Raw genomic sequence first — 16,000 nt, 5'->3', positions numbered from 1 at the left:
GGCATCAGGGCCGGTACCAGAGCTCCGGCTTGTCGATGGGCGTCTGCGGCGGCAGCAGCGGGTTGCGCAGTTCGATGACCCGGCGGCCACCGAGCTTGGCGCGGGCAAGGTCGTCGCCGTGGTGCTGCAGGAACAGCTTGTCCATCGCGCCGCTGGCACGCAGGCGTTGCAGACCCACGTAGATGGCAGCGGCCAGGTCGGCGTCATGCGGGGCGACGAAGTAGTAGACGGCGGCCGGGTAGTGCAGGCACAGGTTGGGCACCACCGTCAGGCCCTGGCCGTAGCGCTCCAGCTCCCACCAGATCTCCTCAACCGAGCGCGGGAAGACGTCGGCGCGCCCCAGGCGCAACTGCTTGAACATCGCGTCGTAGTTGGGCGAAACGACCACGTTGAGGCCGTTGGCCTGCAGGATGCTGGTGTCGGGCCATTCATGTCCCGACACCAGCGAGAACTGGCGCAGGTCCGCGAGCGTCTGCACGCTGGCCATGCGCGCGGCAACCTCTGGCGTGGCCAGCAGCAGCCGCCAGCCGAACAGTCCCTTGAAGAGGGGCACGCGGATGGGCAAGGCCTGTTGCTCGCGCTCGACGGAGGTCATCGTCCAGACCACGTCCAGCCGGCGGCGAGTGCCCAGCTCCTGCAGCGCGCGGTTCTGCGGGATCAGCTCGGAAGTCGGCTCCAGCAAGACCGGCACGCCCGCCGCAGCCAGCGCCTGCTCCAGCAGCACGGCCGCATAGCTGTGCTGCAACTCGGCCTTGAGCGACACATGCGGGATGCGCAGCCGGCGCGGAGCGGCATGGGCGGCCAAGGGCACGGCGGCCGAGGAGAGGAGGAGATCGCGACGACTCAGGGGCATCGCGCCAGCGTAGCCGAAGCAGCGGTGTCCTTTCAACCGCCAAGCCGATTGCGTTAGCCTTTGTGTCCCGTCACAACCGGTTCATCGATGCCCCTTTCGCCCCTCGCCAAGAAGCCCCTGCAGGCCACCGTTGCCAAGCTCAAGCGCACAGGCCGCGCGCTGGGCCGGCTCAAGCCCCAGCCGGTCAACCCGGTGCAGGCGTTGCAGGACATCAAGGCCCGGCGCGTTGCGCGGCGCACGTCGTCGGGCCTGCAGCTGGTGCTGGCGGACCGCATCGACTTCGTCAACCCGGCGCACTGGGACGCGCTGGCGGCGCAGACCGTCTTCCTGTCGCGCGACTACCTGCGGGTGCTGGAACAGCACGCACCGGCCAACCTGGAGCCGCGCTACGCCATGGCCTATGCCGATGGCGAGCCGGTGGCGGCCCTGCTGCTGCAGCGCGTCAGCGTGGGCGGCGCGCAGCTGCGCAAGCCGGGCGCCAAGCGGCTGGTGGATGTGCCGGTGGCCGGGCTGAAGGAGCACCTGCTCGTCTGCGGCAACCTGCTCGTGTGGGGCGCACGCTCGATGGCACTGGCGCCGCATGCCGACGCCGACCAGCTCTGGCACGCGATCTGCGAAGCCATCTACCGGCTGCGCCGCGCGGACAAGCTGGACGGCCAGTCGGACCTCGCCCTCATCAAGGATCTCGGCATGGCCGAGGAGCACGTGCCGCCGGCCCTGCGCCTGCTGGGCTACCGCAGCGTGGAGACCGAGCCCGACATGGTGCTGACGCTGCGGCCCGAGTGGCGCAGCTGGGACGACTACCTGGCCAGCATGACCTCGGGCTACCGCAGCGCGGCCAAGAAGCTGTTGAAGGACTGCGCGGCCGGCGGCCTGACGCTGCGGCTGGCGACGGCCGAGGAGATGCTGGCGCGCGCCGACGAACTGCACGGGCTTTACGGCCAGGTGCACCAAGGCCAGGGGCTGCGCCTGGCGACGCTGACACCGGGCTATCTGCCGGCCATGGCGGCCGAGCTGGGGGCGCGCTTTCGCTGCCGCGTGGCCGAGCATGCCAACGGCCGCTGGCTGGGCTTCGTCACCAGCGTGCACGACGGCGACACGACGCTGGGCTATTACATCGGCTACGACCGCGCGGCCAATGCCGACGCGCCCATCTACCTGACGCTGCTGCAGTCCACCGTGCAGGACGCCCTCGCCTTCGGCTCCACCCGGCTGAGCCTGGGCCGCACGGCGCTGGAACCCAAGGCCAAGATGGGCTGCAAGCCCGAGCCGTTGAGCTGCGCGGTGCGGCACCGCGTGTCGGCGCTGAACTGGATCACCACTGCGCTGACCCGCACAGCCGAGCACGACGAGCCGCCGGAGCGCAGCCCGTTCAAGGCTGCGCCCGTGGACGCAGCCTGAGAGTCACTTCAAGCGCAGCTCGGCCGCGCGCGCATGGGCCTGCAGGCCTTCGCCGTGGGCCAGTACGCTGGCGATGCGTCCAAGCTGCTGGGCGCCGGCCTCGCTGACCTCGATGAGGCTGCTGCGCTTCTGGAAGTCGTAGACACCCAGCGGCGACGAGAAGCGCGCCGTGCCCGCCGTGGGCAGCACGTGGTTGGGCCCGGCGCAGTAGTCGCCGAGCGACTCGCTCGTGTACGCACCCATGAAGATCGCGCCGGCATGGCGCAGCAGCGGCTCCCAGCGGTGCGGCTCGGCGGCGCTGATCTCCAGATGCTCGGGCGCGATGGCATTGCTGATCTCGCAGGCCTCTTCCATCGAGCGCGTGAGGATCAGCGCGCCGCGGCCTGCCAGCGAAGCGCGGATGACGGCCTCGCGCGGCATCTCCTGGACGAGGCGCTCCATGCTGGCGCTCACGGCTTCCAGGAAGGCAGCGTCCGGGCTGAGCAGAATGCTCTGCGCCAGCTCGTCATGTTCGGCCTGGCTGAACAAGTCCATCGCCACCCAGTCCGGCGGCGTCGTGCCGTCGGCAATGACGAGGATCTCGCTGGGGCCGGCAATCATGTCGATGCCCACCTGGCCAAACACGTGCTTCTTGGCCGACGCGACGTAGGCATTGCCCGGGCCTGTGATCTTGTCGACGCGCGGGATGGTGGCGGTGCCATAGGCCAGCGCCGCCACGGCTTGGGCGCCGCCAACGGTGAACACGCGGTGCACACCGGCGACAGCCGCGGCCGCCAGCACCAGCGGGTTGCGCACGCCGTCCGGCGTGGGCACGACCATGATGATCTCGCCGACGCCAGCGACCTGTGCGGGGATGGCATTCATCAGCACGCTGCTCGGATAGGCCGCCTTGCCCCCCGGCACGTAGATGCCGACGCGGTCCAGCGGCGTGACCTTCTGGCCCAGCAGGTTGCCGTCCTCGTCGTGATAGCTCCAGCTGCGGCCGCAGGCCTCGAGCTGGCGCCCGTGATAGGAGCGCACCCGCCTCGCCGCGGCTTCGAGTGCGTCCCGCTGAGCCGGCGTGATCGAGGCCAGCGCGGCCTGCAAATCCGCCTGGGTGATCTCCAGCGCGGCGACGCTGTCGACCTTCACGCGGTCAAAGCGGGCGGTGTAGTCCAGTACGGCCGCATCGCCGCGTTGGTGCACATCGGCCAGGATCTCGGCAACGCGGCTTTCGATGGCGGCATCGTCCGCAGCCGACCAGTAGCGCAGGCGCTCGAACTCGGTCGCGAAGTCGGCGGCGGCCGTGGAGAGTTGGCGAACGAGCTTCATGCGATGGCAGAGGCGAAGGCGTCGATGAGGGGGCGCAGCGTGTCGCGCTTCAACTTGAGCGCGGCCTGGTTGACGACGAGGCGGGACGAGATGTCCATGATCTGCTCGACCTCGACCAGCTTGTTCGCGCGCAGCGTGCCGCCGGTGGAGACGAGGTCGACGATGGCCTCGGCCAGGCCAGTCAGCGGCGCCAGCTCCATGGAGCCGTAGAGCTTGATGAGGTCCACGTGCACGCCCTTGTCGGCGAAATGCTGGCGGGCGATCTCGGTGTACTTGGTGGCCACGCGGATGCGCGAGCCCTGCTTGATGGCGGCGGCGTAGTCGAAGTCGGCGCGCACGGCCACGCTCATGCGGCAGCGGGCGATCTTCAGGTCCAGTGGCTGGTAGAGGCCATGCGAGCCGCCCTGCGCCAACGCCTGCTCGTGCAGCACGTCGCGGCCGGCCACGCCGAGGTCGGCGCCGCCGTACTGCACGTAGGTCGGTACGTCGCTGGCGCGCACCAGCACGACGCGCACGCCGTCGCGGTTGGTCGGCAGGATCAGCTTGCGCGAGGTCTCGGGGTCTTCCAGCACCTCGATGCCGGCGGCGCGCAGCAGCGGCAGCGTCTCTTCGAAGATGCGGCCTTTGGAAAGCGCCAGGGTCAGGCCGGTCATTGCGTCCACTCCTCAGGCGCCAGCGTCTTCATCGACAGCGCGTGGATCTGCTCGCGCATGCGCTCGCCCAAGGCGGCGTAGACACGCTGGTGGCGCTTGATGCGGGAGAGGCCGGTGAACTCGGCGGACACGATGGTCGCGAAGAAGTGGCGGCCGTCGCCCTCGACTTCGAGATGCGCGCAGGGCAGGCCTGCGGCAATGAAATCGCGCACTTCTTGCGGGGTCGGGTCGGCCATCACGGGTCCTCGGGAAAAACCCGGATTTTAGGGAGGGATGGCGCAGCGCCCTTCGGAGCTGCGCAAAGCATCCTTTCAAGCACGGCTCACGATCTGATCTTGTAGCCGCTCTTCAGCAACGACAAGGCAAGCCCCGCGGTCACCGCGAAGCTCACGCCGACGACTCCCAAACTGATCCACGGCGACACGTCGCTGACCCCGAAGAAGCCGCGCCGGAAGCCGTCGATCATGTAGAAGAACGGGTTCAGGTGGCTGATGCCGAGCCAGAAGCTGGGCAGCGAGTGCACCGAATAGAAGACGCCGGACAGGAACGTCATCGGCATGATGATGAAGTTCTGGAAGGCGGCCAACTGGTCGAACTTCTCCGCCCACAGGCCGGCGATCAGGCCCAGCGTGCCCATCAGGCCCGCGCCCAGCACGGTGAAGATCAGCACCCACAGGATGTTGTCCAGGCCCGGCGGCGCGAACCAGGCGGTGACCAGCAGCACGCCCGTGCCCACGGCCAGGCCGCGCACGATGGCCGCACCCACGTAGGCAACGAACCAGGCCGCCGGCGACAGCGGCGTCAGCAGCAGGAAGACGAGGTTGCCGGTGATCTTGCTCTGGATGAGGCTGGACGAGCTGTTGGCGAACGCGTTCTGCAGCACGCTCATCATGACGAGGCCGGGGATGAGGAACTGCGTGTAGCCGACCGTGTCGTAGACCTTCACGTGGTTCTCCAGCGTGTGGCCGAAGACGAGCAGGTACATGACGGCCGTCAGCACGGGTGCGCAGACGGTCTGGAAGGCGACTTTCCAGAAGCGCAGCACTTCCTTCTTGAAGAGGGTGGAGGCGCCGTTCATGCGTGTTCTCCCTGCATGATTTCGAGGAACACGTCTTCAAGGTCGGCGCGGCCGATCTCCAGGTCTTCGACGGGCACGCCCGCGGCGCGCAGCGCGGCCAAGGTGGTTTCCACTTCGGCGGCGTCGTGGGCCGTCACCTGCACGATACGCCCGGTCACCCGGGCCCTCGCCGCAATGTCTGGTGGCAGCACCGCGTCGGTCTTGAAGCGCAGCATCGTCGACGCCGTGCCGGCCAGCAGCTGCGAGGTGCGGTCCAGCGCCACGATGCGGCCGGCCTTCAGCATGCCGATGCGCTGGCACAGGGCCTCCGCCTCTTCCAGGTAGTGAGTGGTCAGCAGCACGGTGTGCCCTTCCTTGTTCAGGCGGGCGATGAACTGCCACAGCGTCTGGCGCAGCTCCACGTCGACACCGGCGGTGGGCTCGTCCAGCACGATGACGGGTGGGCGGTGCACCAGGGCCTGGGCAACGAGCACGCGGCGCTTCATGCCGCCGGACAGCTGGCGCATGTTGGCGTTGGCCTTGTCGGTGAGGCCCAGGTTGTGCAGCAGCTCGTCGATCCAGGCGTCATTGTTTTGAACGCCGAAGTAACCGCTCTGGATGCGCAGCGACTCGCGCACGCTGAAGAAGGGGTCGAACACCAGTTCCTGCGGTACCACGCCCAGCGCCTTGCGGGCGGCGGCGTAGTCGTCCACCACGTCGTGGCCCATCACGCGCACGCGGCCCTCGGTCGCCTTGGACAGGCCGGCCAGCACGCTGATCAGCGTCGTCTTGCCCGCACCATTGGGGCCCAGCAGGCCGAAGAATTCGCCGCAGTGGATGTCAAAACTGACACCATCCAGCGCCTTGACCTGCCCTCCGCGGTATGTTTTCTTGACGTTCTCGAAAGAGATGGCGGGCGGGGAGGCTGAATTCGGCATGGGGCGCGATTCTAAAAGTCAGCCCTATTTCGGTGCCGATCACTGCCAGAATGGCCCGCGCATGCCTACGCCCAAACGCCCCCGCCGCACCGCCGAGCGAATCCTCGAGGTCACGCTGGAGCTCTTCAACAGCTTCGGTGAGCCCAATGTGTCGACGACGCTGATCTCGGCCGAACTGAAGATCAGCCCGGGCAACCTTTACTACCACTACCCGGCCAAGGACGAGCTCGTCAACGCGCTGTTCGGCCGCTACGAAGCAGAGCTGAACGAGCTGCTGGCCGCAGCCGACAACGTGCGCAACGTGGAGGACGCCTGGCTGTTCTTCCACATGCTCTTCGAGCTGATCTGGAAGCACCGGTTCCTCTACCGCGACCTGAACGACCTGCTGTTCAAGAACCGCCGGCTGGAAACGCACTTCCAGGCCCTGCTCGCCGCCAAGGAGCTGGCGATGCGCCAGGTGCTGTCGGGCCTGCACTTGGGCGGCGCGCTGAAGATGGACCTGCGCGAGGCCGCGCCGACGGCGAACGCGATGGTCGTCGTCGTCAGCTACTGGCTGAGCTACGAATACGTGCGCGACCCGCGCCGTGCGCTGGAGCCCGAGCGCGCCGGCGCAGCGCTGATGCGCGGGGCCTTCCATGCGTTGAGCCTGCTGCTACCCTACCTCGAGCCTGCTTCCAAGGAACACCTCTTCAAGCTGGCTGGCAACTATCAACAACCATAGAGCGTAAGCAAGCTCTTACTGGAGACAAGCGATGGCCAAGTGGACCGCCTTCCCCTACGACAACAGCGCGTTCGTGTACACGCCCGCCACGCTGAAGAAGCACTGGGCGCGCCTGCATGCCGGCGATGCCGAGCCCTTCCCCAAGGACGCGGCCGTCGTGCAGGCCTGGATCCATTTCCACGCCGGTGACTTCCAGGCCGCGTACGACGCCGGCCTGGCCGCGGGTGGCGCTGGCGTCACCGTCGCGAACAAGGCCCAGGGCATCTACGCCAACTACCTTGAGAAGAAGGAGAAGGTGAAGCTGGAGATGTTCCTCGAGATCGCCGAGCGCGCCGAGGCGCAGCAGGGCGAAGAGCCGAAGAACCCGAACGCCTTCTACTGGCAGGCCTATGCCATCGGCCGCTACGGCCAGGGCATCAGCGTTGCCAAGGCGCTCGCTCAAGGCCTGGGCAGCAAGGTCAAGAACGCGCTGGAAACCACCATCACGATGGCGCCCAAGCATGCCGACGCCCACATCGCGCTGGGCGCCTTCCATGCCGAAGTCATCGACAAGGTCGGCAAGCTGCTGGGCCGCACCCAGGGCGCCGACACGGCCACCGGGCTGAAGATGTTCGAGCAGGCCATCAAGCTCAACCCGACCAGCGCCATCGCGATGATCGAGCGCGCCAACGGCCTCGTCATGCTGGAGGGCGACAAGCGCATGAAGGAAGCCGAAAAGCTGTACGCCGACGCGGCCGCCTGCGAGGCGATGGACGCGATGGAGCTGCTCGACATCGAGCTGGCGAAGGAAGAACTCGAGGAGTAATTCACGCCTCCCGGGGCCGGTCGTGACATTCGTCACGACCCGGTCTCCCGCGCTTTCGGGGGTGCAAGTCCAGGCATCGCGGCGTAAGCTTCGACCCCATCAGCCACCCCCCAAACGAGACCGCGCCATGAAGTTCCTGATCCCCGCTTTCGCCGCCGTGACCGTCTTTGCCGCCCAGGCCGCCAACAACGCCACGCCCGAACAAGCCGAGTTGCGCGCCGAGTGCGCCAAGAGCTACACCGACACGAGCAGCATCGTGACGCCGGTCGCCGCGAACGAGTATCAGTTCGTCTACGCCAACGGCAAGTACAAGGGTGAAGCCAAGCCCGGCAAGCTGCTGGCCTGCACCCAGCAGCAATACGCCGCCTACCTGGACAAGGCCGACCCGGCCAAGGTGATGGCTGCCTACCCGACCGCTGCCGGCCGCCCGACCGCCAAGAAGAAGGCCGAGCCCTTCCGTCTCTGAGCTGCCGTCCGTTCCGCGAAAGGGCGCCTTCGGGCGCTTTTTTCATGCCCGCTCAATGCGTGCATTTGCTGCCGCCAAGGCGTAACCTCTGGTTTGCCCCTAGCAGTACGGAGGTCAACCATGAGAGTCCTCGCAATCACGATTGCCGCTCTGGTGTCCGCCCTACCCGCCCTCGCCGCCAACACGCCTGCGGATCACGCCCAGGCCACGTTGCGCGACGGCTGCGCGCAGAGCTACGCCAGCTACAGCGCCTACTACCCGCCCGGTAGCTCAGGCCCCGCCTTTACCGGCGAGCGCTACAAGGGCGACAGCCGCTACTACAACGACGCCAAGCCCTGCGATGAAGCGCAGTACACGGCCTACCTCGAAAAGGCCGACCCGGGCACCGTCGCGATGGCCTACCCCACCGCTGCCGGCAAGCCCAAGGCCAAGAAGCCCGCTGGCACGACGGTGGCGTTGCCCAAGCCGAAGTGAGACCTAGGCGGTGTCCCCGCCCCAAGGCAGCATCAGCGACAGCAGCAGCAGCTTCTCGAACTCGGGCGCGAAGTTGGCGATGATGGCTTCGGGGTCGGGGCACAGGCCGGTGTCGGTGATGAGGCCGAACTGCACGCGGCCGGCGTAGGTCAGGATGCTGACCCCCATGCCGATGTCGCCGGACTGCGGCACCCAGAACATCACCTTCTCCACCGTCGAGCCGCAGAACTTCAGCGCCTCGGCCGGGCCGGGCACGTTGGTCATCACAGCCGTGGCCTTCTTGGCGAAGATGTTCAGCATCGCGTGCTGCACCGGCTTGATCAGCAGGCCCGCCACCGACAGCAGGCCGAAGGCCATCACGGGCTGGAAGCTGCCCTTCAACTCGCTCATGCGCGCGCGCACAGCGAACAGCCGCTCGATGGGGTTGGCGATGCCGATGGGCAGCACCAGCGGCACCAGGCCGAAGCGGTTGCCGAGCTGCCAGGCGTGCTCCAGCGGGCGCAGGTTGACGGGCACCATCGCGCGGATCTCCTTGCCCGCCGGGTCCTCGCCCTTGTCGGCCAGGTACTTGCCGATGGCACCGGCCGCGCAGGCCAGCAGCACGTCGTTGATGGACGCTCCGAGTGCCTTGCCCACGGCCTTCACCTCGTCCAGCGCCAGGCTGTCGTCCCAGGCCACGGTCTTGCCCACGGTGGGCTTGCCCTTGAGGCGCGTGGGCGAGTCATCGGGCATCAGCGCGAAGGCGGCCACGTCGGACACGGCCTGATAGCCCATGCGGGCCATCTCCATCGATGCGTCCATCGGCGTGTTGCCCGACATCATCGTGTCGACGCCTTTGGAAACGCCCTTGCCGGTCAGGCCGATGGCCTTCACGGTCATGTTGCTGATGGGGCGCAGGAAGGCGTCGAGCAGCCAGTCCGGCTCCTCCTCGACGCGGGGCGCGCGCTTGGGCGGCGCCTTGCCGCCGTCGGTGATGGACAGCATCACCGCGATCAGCGCGATGCCGTCGGCGATGCAGTGGTGAATGCGGGCGATCAACGCGCTCGTGCCGTCGCCCATGTCCTCGATGAGCTGGAACTGCCACAGCGGGTGGGCCGGGTCCAGCGGCTGCGAACACAGCTCGCCGACGCGCTCGCGCAACACCTGCTCGCGCGACTCACCCGGCATGGGCAGCGGCACCTCGGCGATGACGTGGCGGGCGATGTCGAAATCGCGGTCCGCCACCCACTGGGCGCCCAGCAGCGCATCCTCGACGACCCGCTGCCGAAAGCGCGGGTACTGCAGCAGCCGCTCGGCCACCCGCTCGCGCAGGCTGCCCAGCGCGATGCCGGGGCGGATGGACCAGACCCCGACGATCATCATCAGGTTGGCCTCGGTGTCCATGCGCAGCCAGGCGGTATCCACCTTGGACATGCGTTCGCTCATCTGGCCCACTGTGTCTCCTCTGGAGTTGTTTTTCGGGGCCTAAACTTGCTGGCCCGTCGACTGATTGTCACCAGATCGACGCCCCTGATTCAGCCTGGAGAACCCCCGTGAGCCTGAAAGACCAATTCGAAGCCGCCGTCGCCGACTCCAAGAACCTGGCCGAGCGGCCGGACAACATGACGCTGCTGAAGCTGTACGCGCTCTACAAGCAGGGCAGCGCCGGTGACGTCGACGGCAAGCGCCCTGGTTTCACCGACATGGTCGGCCGCGCCAAGTGGGACGCATGGAACGAACTCAAGGGCACCGGCAGCGACGACGCGATGCAGCAGTACGTCGACCTGATCGAGTCGCTCCGCTAATGTCTTGGGGATGGACCTGCCGGCACCGCCGGCAGCTCCGTCCTCACTGATCGGGCTGCCGTCGGCGCCCCGGAAAGCCGGCTGGGCCTGCGCTCAAGCCGGCTTCTTCTTGGCCGGCGCTTTCTTCTTGGCACTCGCCTCCAGCAGCGAGTCGAGTTCCTTCTGGATCTCGCCCTCGATGGTCTTCTTGAAAGCGCCGAGCAGAAAACCGAGCTGGGCGACGAGATCGAAGTGGTCGGCCGCGACGGTCAGCTCGCCCTTCACGCCGGAGCGGGTGAACTCGACGGTATCGCCGTCGTCGCCCTCGTGCACCGTGCATTCCATGTCGAACTTCTCTTCGACCTGCTCGGCCCATTTCCAGGCAATCTCGCGCGCCTTCTTCAGGCCCAGGGCATGGTCTCGGTGGATACGGATCTCGGCCATCGGCGGCTCTCCTTGTCTCTTGCCGCGCACTCTAACGCTGGTGCCGCATTTGCACGCATACTTCCCGCCGCAAAAGCCGGGCAACCAAGCCCGCCCGCCGTCCAGGGAGGAGCCATGCGCCTTGTCGATCCCGACCCGCACACCCTCGACCCGCTCACCGAGGGGTTGACGTATTTCCGCGCCGTCGAGCCCGACCACGAGCAGGCCGTCTACTGGTTCCGCGTCGCCGCGGACTCCGGCGACGCGGAAGGCTTGGCCATGTTCGCCTTCTGCCAGCTCGAAGGCCTGGGCCTGCCGCGCGACCCCGTGCAGGCCCGCGAGCGCCTGGAGCGCGCGTCCGCCGAAGGCAGCCTGACCGCCAAGTTCCACCTCGCCCGCATGCTCGTCGCCGGCTGGGGCGGCGACCCGGACGCCCCGCGCGGCGTGGCCCTCTACACGGCCGCCGCGTCACAAGGCCATGCCGACGCCACCTTCAACCTCGCCAGCTGCCTGGACGCCGGCTGGGGCTGCCAGCCCGACCGCCTCGCCGCCAAGGCCTTGTTCCTGCGCGCCCGCGCCCTGGGCAGCCCGCTGAAAGCGCCGGGCCTGCGCATCCGCCAGCGCGAGCTGGACGCCGTGCGTGACCTCGCCCGGCGCCTGGAACACGGCGACGAACTCGCCCGCGCCGTCGAAGAGCGCCAGCACGAGATCACGCTGATGCACGACCTGGCCCGCAACCCCGCGCGCAAAGCCATGCTGACCCGCCAGCAGCGCCGCCGCCTGCTGCGCGTCGCCAGCATCACGGCCGTCGCCGCCGGCCTGGTCGCAGCGCTGGCCGGCCTGTTCGGCTGGCGTAACAGCCACCCGCTGGCGCATGATGCCGGCCCCACTTCCATCGCCTAGCCCATGTCTCGCACGCTGCCGCTCAACGCTCACCTGATCGACGTCGGCCCCCTCGTCTACGGCTGCATGGCCCTCGGTGGCGATTGGAGTGGCGGCCCCATTACCGAAGCCGACATCGCCCACGCCCACGCGGCCGTCGAAGCGGCGCTGGACATCGGCATCAAGCTCTTCGACCACGCCGACATCTACCGCCGCGGCAAGGCCGAGGCCGTGTTCGGCGAACTGCTCAAGCGCAGCCCAGGCCTGCGCGCCAAGATCCGGCTGCAGAGCAAATGCGGCATCCGCTTTGGCGACGACACCAACCCCGGCCGCTACGACCTCAGCGCCGAGTACATCGAGCACAGCGTCGACGGCATCCTGAAGCGCCTGGCCGTCGAGCGCATCGACATCCTGCTGCTGCACCGCCCCGACGCACTGATGGAACCCGCCGAGGTTGCCCGCGCCTTTGGCCGGCTCAAGGCCGCGGGCAAGGTCGGGCACCTGGGCGTGTCCAACATGCACGCGGGGCAGATGCGCTGGCTGCAGACAGCCCTCGCCGAGCCCATCGTCGCCAACCAGCTGGAGCTGAGCCTGGCCAAGCTCGACGCCATCGACGTCGGCACCACCTTCAACGACCCGCAGGCGGTTGCAAGGCCGGGCGGCGTCGCATGGGCCGGCACGCTGGAGTACGCGCAGCAAAACGGCGTGCAGCTGCAGGCCTGGGGCTCGCTCGCGCAGGGGCGGTTCAACGATCCGGCGGCGTCCAAGGCAGCGGCCGTGGTCGATGAGATTGCCCAGGCGCACAGCACGACGGCCAACGCCGTGCTGCTGGCCTGGCTGCTGCGGCATCCGGCGGGCATTCAGCCGGTCATTGGCAGCGGCAACGCGGAGCGGATTCGGGCTTGCGGCGATGCCGTGAAGATCCAACTGAGCCGGGATGAGTGGTATCGGTTGTACGTGGCAGCGCGGGGGCAGGCGTTGCCTTGAGGCAGGGAACCCATCGCGCATGAACGAAGCGCTCGTTGTCATTTATCGCGCGGGCACAGTGACGCCCCTGTTGCGCAGCACTGCGCACTCGCCTTCCTGGTTCGGCGGCCCGTTAGAGCGGGAAGTGACCGGGCAGAAGCTCGCCAAGCCTCTGCATCACATCGCCACTCTCCACCTCGGCCAACTGTACGGACATGAGGAGCGTCACGCCGTGCAGCAAGTGCCGCTGGTCCACGGACTGTTCTACGACAGTGGTTTGCTTCGATACGACTTCAAGGACTTCGGAACTCTCAGCGTCCCGTCGGGCCTGCTGGGCGAGCCCACGCCGGATTGGCCGTATCGCGGCTATCCGGAGTTGCTGCCGTTCGTCCCATTGGAGGCTGGGGCACCGACGCGAGAGTCTTGGCAAGAGTTTTGCGCGCGAGCACCCAACCTGCCCCGCGAGCAACCGACCGACATGGTCGCGCTGGTTCCGCCCCCTGCCACCATTGGCTTTTCGATGTGGGGCCGAGCTGGCGACACCGAGGGCGTCACGTTGGTATTCGAATGCGACCTAGAGAACCGGACCGTGACGACCTACAACGTCTGCAGCTAGGTCCGCACCAACGATTGCCTCAGGCCGCCCTGCGCGCTGTGCTGATCGCCAGACTCACCGCGCCCCAGCACCCAGCGCCTGACTCGTCGCCCGCAGCGGCCGGCTCACTGCATTGGCCCGTGCCGCCGGCGCAGGCGCAGCGACCCCAAGCGGCCAGGCGCCGGTGAATGCGCGACCGGGCAGCAGCACCTCGGCTTGCACCAGATCCTTCTGGCCGTCACCGTTCAGGTCCAGCAGGGCCAGCGGGCGTCGGCCGGTGAAGTAGCCGTAGGCGGACTCGAACAAGCGCTCGGCCTCGAACGCGCCGGCGCTGGACTGCAGCAGCACACCCGTGCGCCAGAGGATGTCGTGCGACACGACGATGTCGGCACGGCCATCGCCGTTCAGGTCGGCCACGAGCAGCGCCGACGCGGCCCAGGCTGTGGCCATCCGCAGCGGGTCGCCGAAGCCGCCCGAGGCGGTCTGCCGAAGCACCCAGACCTCGCCATTGCTGGCAGGCCCTGACACCCCGGTGTCCATCGCCAGCGCGATATCCAGGCGCCCATCGCCGTCGAAATCCCCGGCTGCGAGCGCGCGGGGCGTGCTCGCCGGCAGAGGGCGAGTCTGCACCGCACCCCAGCCCGTGGCGGTGCGCAATGCCCAGCCCAGCTCGAAGCCGCTGGCACTGGACTGCACCCACACGAGGTCGGCGCGGCCGTCACCGTTCAGGTCGGCGGCCCGCCAGTCGCGGACGTCGAAGGTCGAGGTAGCGGCCAGCAGCGTCTGCTGCCAGGTGCCATCGGCCAGCCGGCGCAGATGGCTCAGGCCCTGCGTCGTCACGCCGACGACGCCCGACTGGCCCGCGGCGGCGTCCATCACGGCAATAGCTCCCAGCGACAGGTCCACCGGCGAAGCCTCGGCGGAGAAACTGCCGTCGCTGCGCTGGCGCAGGATGGTGGTCGCCTGCTGATTGCATTCGCCATGCACCACGATGTCGGCGCGGCCATCGCCGTCCAGGTCGCCCACGGCCAGGCCACGCATGCCGCAGAAGGTGCTGCCCGTGAAGACGTACAGCTGCCGGACGTCGCCATAACGGCCGTCAGCGCTCTGCAGGCGTGCGCCGACGAAGTAGGCACCGCCCGGGACCAGCGCGGTGAACACCAGGTCGCTGCGCCCATCGCCATCGACGTCAGCCACCGCAAGGGAGCCGATCTGCAGATTGCCGGCCCAGGCCTGCGGCCGACCGAAGGGGCCGGGGTCGGTGCGAAAACGCAGGGCGGTATCCCCCATCGGGTTGCCGCCAGCATCCGTCAGGCCCAGCCCGACAGAGGCGAAATAGGCCGTGTTGGGCTGCAACGGTGTCGTCAGCGTGGCGACGACGCTGTTGCCCTGAAGCGTGGCCGGCAGCTGCTGCGCGGTGCCGCCCGAATCAGGCTGGATCAGCACCTTGAGCTCGACGCCCGGCGGCACGACGACGGGCTCGTTGAACGTGAAGCTCAGCGTGCCGCTCAGCGGCGCCTCGTCCGCGCCCTGGGCCGGCGATGAGGACTGCAGGCGCGGCCCGGTGGTGTCGACGCGAAAGCTGCTGAGCACGGCCGGCGCCGCGTTGCCCGCCCAGTCGCTGACCTGGCCACCGTTGCGCAGCTCGTAGCGGCCGTCGGCCAAGGGATAGGTGGTGGTGAAGATGGTCAGCGTCTTGGCGTCGGCACTGAGCTGCAGCGCCTGGGGTACCAGCGGGTTGCCATTGAGCATCAGCTTCAGGCCGGTGTCGCCACGCAGAGACAGCGGGTCGATGGGCTCGCTGAAGCTCAGGCGCAGCTCGGTGTCGGGCCGGCTCAGGCTGTCGTTCACAGGCAGCGCCTGCGCCACCGTCGGGGCGACAGATTCGCTGTGGCGCGAGCCGACGGCGTAGGCCATGACGTCCTCGGTTTCCACGTCGGCCACGCCACCGTCCGTGGTGGTGCTGGACGAGGTGCGCACCGGGCCGATGCCGACGACATACCAGTCGTCGACCGTCTGGTTGATCGTGTGGCTGGCGGTCGTGCCGGCCAGGCGCACGACCGAGCGGATGCTCGTCCGCACATGAGAGGCTTCGGCGAAAGCTGTCAGCGTCGTCGTCAGGGCCTCGACGCCGACGAACTGGGCCTCGACGCGCAGGTCCACGCTGTCGGCGCGGCCATCGCCGTCAACGTCGGCGCTGAGGCTGCGTTCGTAGAGCACCACGCTCTGCCCCTGGGCGGCACCGAACCTCAGCAGTTCGACGGCGCCAGCGGCCCGCGTGAGCGCATCACTGTTCGGGCCCGGCACGCTGGAGATGCCGGTCGCGCTGCGTTGCAGGTATTCGTCGTCGGTGGGCTGCTGCAGGTTGTTGCCGCCGCCGCGCACGATCAGGGCACCGGCCACGGCCTCGCCAACGCGCTCGTGCCGCACCGAGCCCACGCCCGAGCCGGCCGTCACGCGCCAGCTGCGCCGGTCGCCGCTGGCCAGCGGGTAGACGTCCGCGCTCAGCGTGATGGTGACACCCCCGCCACCTCCGCCGCCGCCACCGCCGTCTGTCGACCCGCCACCACCGCCACCGCCGCAGGCGGCCAGCAACAGCGACGCACACAGGCTCACGCCCAGCAAGGCCCATCCGCGGGCCGGATCTCTTGTCGTCATGCCCTAGCTCCCTGATTGGCCGCAGTCGCGGCCG

18 protein-coding genes are annotated in these 16,000 nt (G+C 68.3%); 9 read left to right on the top strand and 9 right to left on the bottom strand.

Annotation, left to right across the window (positions count from 1 at the left end):
- Window positions 1-4 precede the first annotated feature (4 nt).
- Complete coding sequence (locus AC07V5_RS28925; protein ID WP_495119068.1) at window positions 5-853, bottom strand: substrate-binding periplasmic protein; 849 nt, start codon at window positions 851-853, stop codon at window positions 5-7.
- Window positions 854-940: 87 nt separating this feature from the next.
- Between AC07V5_RS28925 and AC07V5_RS28920 the strand changes: the two genes are divergently transcribed.
- Window positions 941-2,254: a GNAT family N-acetyltransferase gene (locus tag AC07V5_RS28920; protein WP_495119067.1), complete on the top strand. Its 1,314-nt coding sequence runs from the start codon at window positions 941-943 to the stop codon at window positions 2,252-2,254.
- Window positions 2,255-2,257: 3 nt separating this feature from the next.
- Here AC07V5_RS28920 and hisD read toward each other — a convergent pair whose 3' ends face one another.
- From hisD to AC07V5_RS28895, 5 genes are all read right to left on the bottom strand, one after another.
- Window positions 2,258-3,565: a histidinol dehydrogenase gene (hisD, locus tag AC07V5_RS28915; RefSeq protein ID WP_495119066.1), complete on the bottom strand. Its 1,308-nt coding sequence runs from the start codon at window positions 3,563-3,565 to the stop codon at window positions 2,258-2,260.
- Window positions 3,562-4,218, bottom strand: coding sequence for an ATP phosphoribosyltransferase (gene hisG, locus AC07V5_RS28910; protein WP_495119065.1), 657 nt, complete (start codon window positions 4,216-4,218; stop codon window positions 3,562-3,564). The genes hisD and hisG overlap by 4 nt, the downstream gene beginning before the upstream one ends.
- Complete coding sequence (locus tag AC07V5_RS28905) at window positions 4,215-4,454, bottom strand: BolA family protein (protein ID WP_495119064.1); 240 nt, start codon at window positions 4,452-4,454, stop codon at window positions 4,215-4,217. Before AC07V5_RS28905 ends, hisG begins: the two co-directional genes overlap by 4 nt.
- 86 nt (window positions 4,455-4,540) lie before the next feature.
- Window positions 4,541-5,296: an ABC transporter permease gene (locus AC07V5_RS28900; protein ID WP_495119063.1), complete on the bottom strand. Its 756-nt coding sequence runs from the start codon at window positions 5,294-5,296 to the stop codon at window positions 4,541-4,543.
- Entirely contained in the window at window positions 5,293-6,213 is a 921-nt protein-coding gene (locus tag AC07V5_RS28895; protein WP_495119062.1) for an ABC transporter ATP-binding protein, read from the bottom strand. Before AC07V5_RS28895 ends, AC07V5_RS28900 begins: the two co-directional genes overlap by 4 nt.
- A 61-nt stretch (window positions 6,214-6,274) precedes the next feature.
- On the opposite strand from AC07V5_RS28895, the gene AC07V5_RS28890 reads away from it, so the two are divergent.
- From AC07V5_RS28890 to AC07V5_RS28875, 4 genes are all read left to right on the top strand, one after another.
- Complete coding sequence (locus AC07V5_RS28890) at window positions 6,275-6,934, top strand: TetR/AcrR family transcriptional regulator (RefSeq protein ID WP_495119061.1); 660 nt, start codon at window positions 6,275-6,277, stop codon at window positions 6,932-6,934.
- Window positions 6,935-6,965: 31 nt separating this feature from the next.
- Window positions 6,966-7,739 (top strand): hypothetical protein, encoded by a 774-nt coding sequence (locus tag AC07V5_RS28885; protein ID WP_495119060.1) that lies wholly within the window; start codon window positions 6,966-6,968, stop codon window positions 7,737-7,739.
- 127 nt (window positions 7,740-7,866) lie between these two features.
- Entirely contained in the window at window positions 7,867-8,205 is a 339-nt protein-coding gene (locus tag AC07V5_RS28880; protein WP_495119059.1) for a hypothetical protein, read from the top strand.
- 120 nt (window positions 8,206-8,325) lie between these two features.
- Window positions 8,326-8,679: a hypothetical protein gene (locus tag AC07V5_RS28875; protein WP_495119058.1), complete on the top strand. Its 354-nt coding sequence runs from the start codon at window positions 8,326-8,328 to the stop codon at window positions 8,677-8,679.
- A gap of 3 nt (window positions 8,680-8,682) precedes the next feature.
- Here the strand turns inward: AC07V5_RS28875 and AC07V5_RS28870 are convergent, their stop codons facing one another.
- Window positions 8,683-10,104 carry a wax ester/triacylglycerol synthase family O-acyltransferase gene (locus tag AC07V5_RS28870; RefSeq protein WP_495119354.1) on the bottom strand — a complete coding sequence of 474 codons (1,422 nt, stop codon included), beginning with the start codon at window positions 10,102-10,104 and terminating at the stop codon, window positions 8,683-8,685.
- 107 nt (window positions 10,105-10,211) lie between these two features.
- Between AC07V5_RS28870 and AC07V5_RS28865 the strand changes: the two genes are divergently transcribed.
- On the top strand, window positions 10,212-10,463 hold the full coding sequence (locus tag AC07V5_RS28865) for an acyl-CoA-binding protein (protein ID WP_495119057.1): 252 nt from the start codon (window positions 10,212-10,214) through the stop codon (window positions 10,461-10,463).
- A 93-nt stretch (window positions 10,464-10,556) separates the two neighbouring features.
- On the opposite strand, the gene AC07V5_RS28860 is transcribed toward AC07V5_RS28865, so the two are convergent.
- Complete coding sequence (locus AC07V5_RS28860) at window positions 10,557-10,886, bottom strand: polyhydroxyalkanoic acid system family protein (RefSeq protein WP_495119056.1); 330 nt, start codon at window positions 10,884-10,886, stop codon at window positions 10,557-10,559.
- Between the two features lie 114 nt (window positions 10,887-11,000).
- On the opposite strand from AC07V5_RS28860, the gene AC07V5_RS28855 reads away from it, so the two are divergent.
- From AC07V5_RS28855 to AC07V5_RS28845, 3 genes are read left to right on the top strand one after another with little or no spacing between them, the layout of a single operon-like run.
- Window positions 11,001-11,768, top strand: a complete 768-nt coding sequence (locus AC07V5_RS28855; RefSeq protein ID WP_495119055.1) for a tetratricopeptide repeat protein — start codon at window positions 11,001-11,003, stop codon at window positions 11,766-11,768.
- A 3-nt stretch (window positions 11,769-11,771) separates the two neighbouring features.
- On the top strand, window positions 11,772-12,734 hold the full coding sequence (locus AC07V5_RS28850; protein ID WP_495119054.1) for an aldo/keto reductase: 963 nt from the start codon (window positions 11,772-11,774) through the stop codon (window positions 12,732-12,734).
- A gap of 19 nt (window positions 12,735-12,753) precedes the next feature.
- Complete coding sequence (locus AC07V5_RS28845) at window positions 12,754-13,329, top strand: hypothetical protein (protein ID WP_495119053.1); 576 nt, start codon at window positions 12,754-12,756, stop codon at window positions 13,327-13,329.
- A 54-nt stretch (window positions 13,330-13,383) separates the two neighbouring features.
- Here the strand turns inward: AC07V5_RS28845 and AC07V5_RS28840 are convergent, their stop codons facing one another.
- On the bottom strand, window positions 13,384-15,966 hold the full coding sequence (locus tag AC07V5_RS28840) for an FG-GAP-like repeat-containing protein (protein WP_495119052.1): 2,583 nt from the start codon (window positions 15,964-15,966) through the stop codon (window positions 13,384-13,386).
- Window positions 15,967-16,000 lie beyond the last annotated feature (34 nt).

Source organism: Roseateles sp. GW821-FHT02E12, from assembly GCF_059421665.1.
Note: the sequence above shows the minus strand (reverse complement) of the source record. Positions and strands in the feature narration are given on the sequence as shown.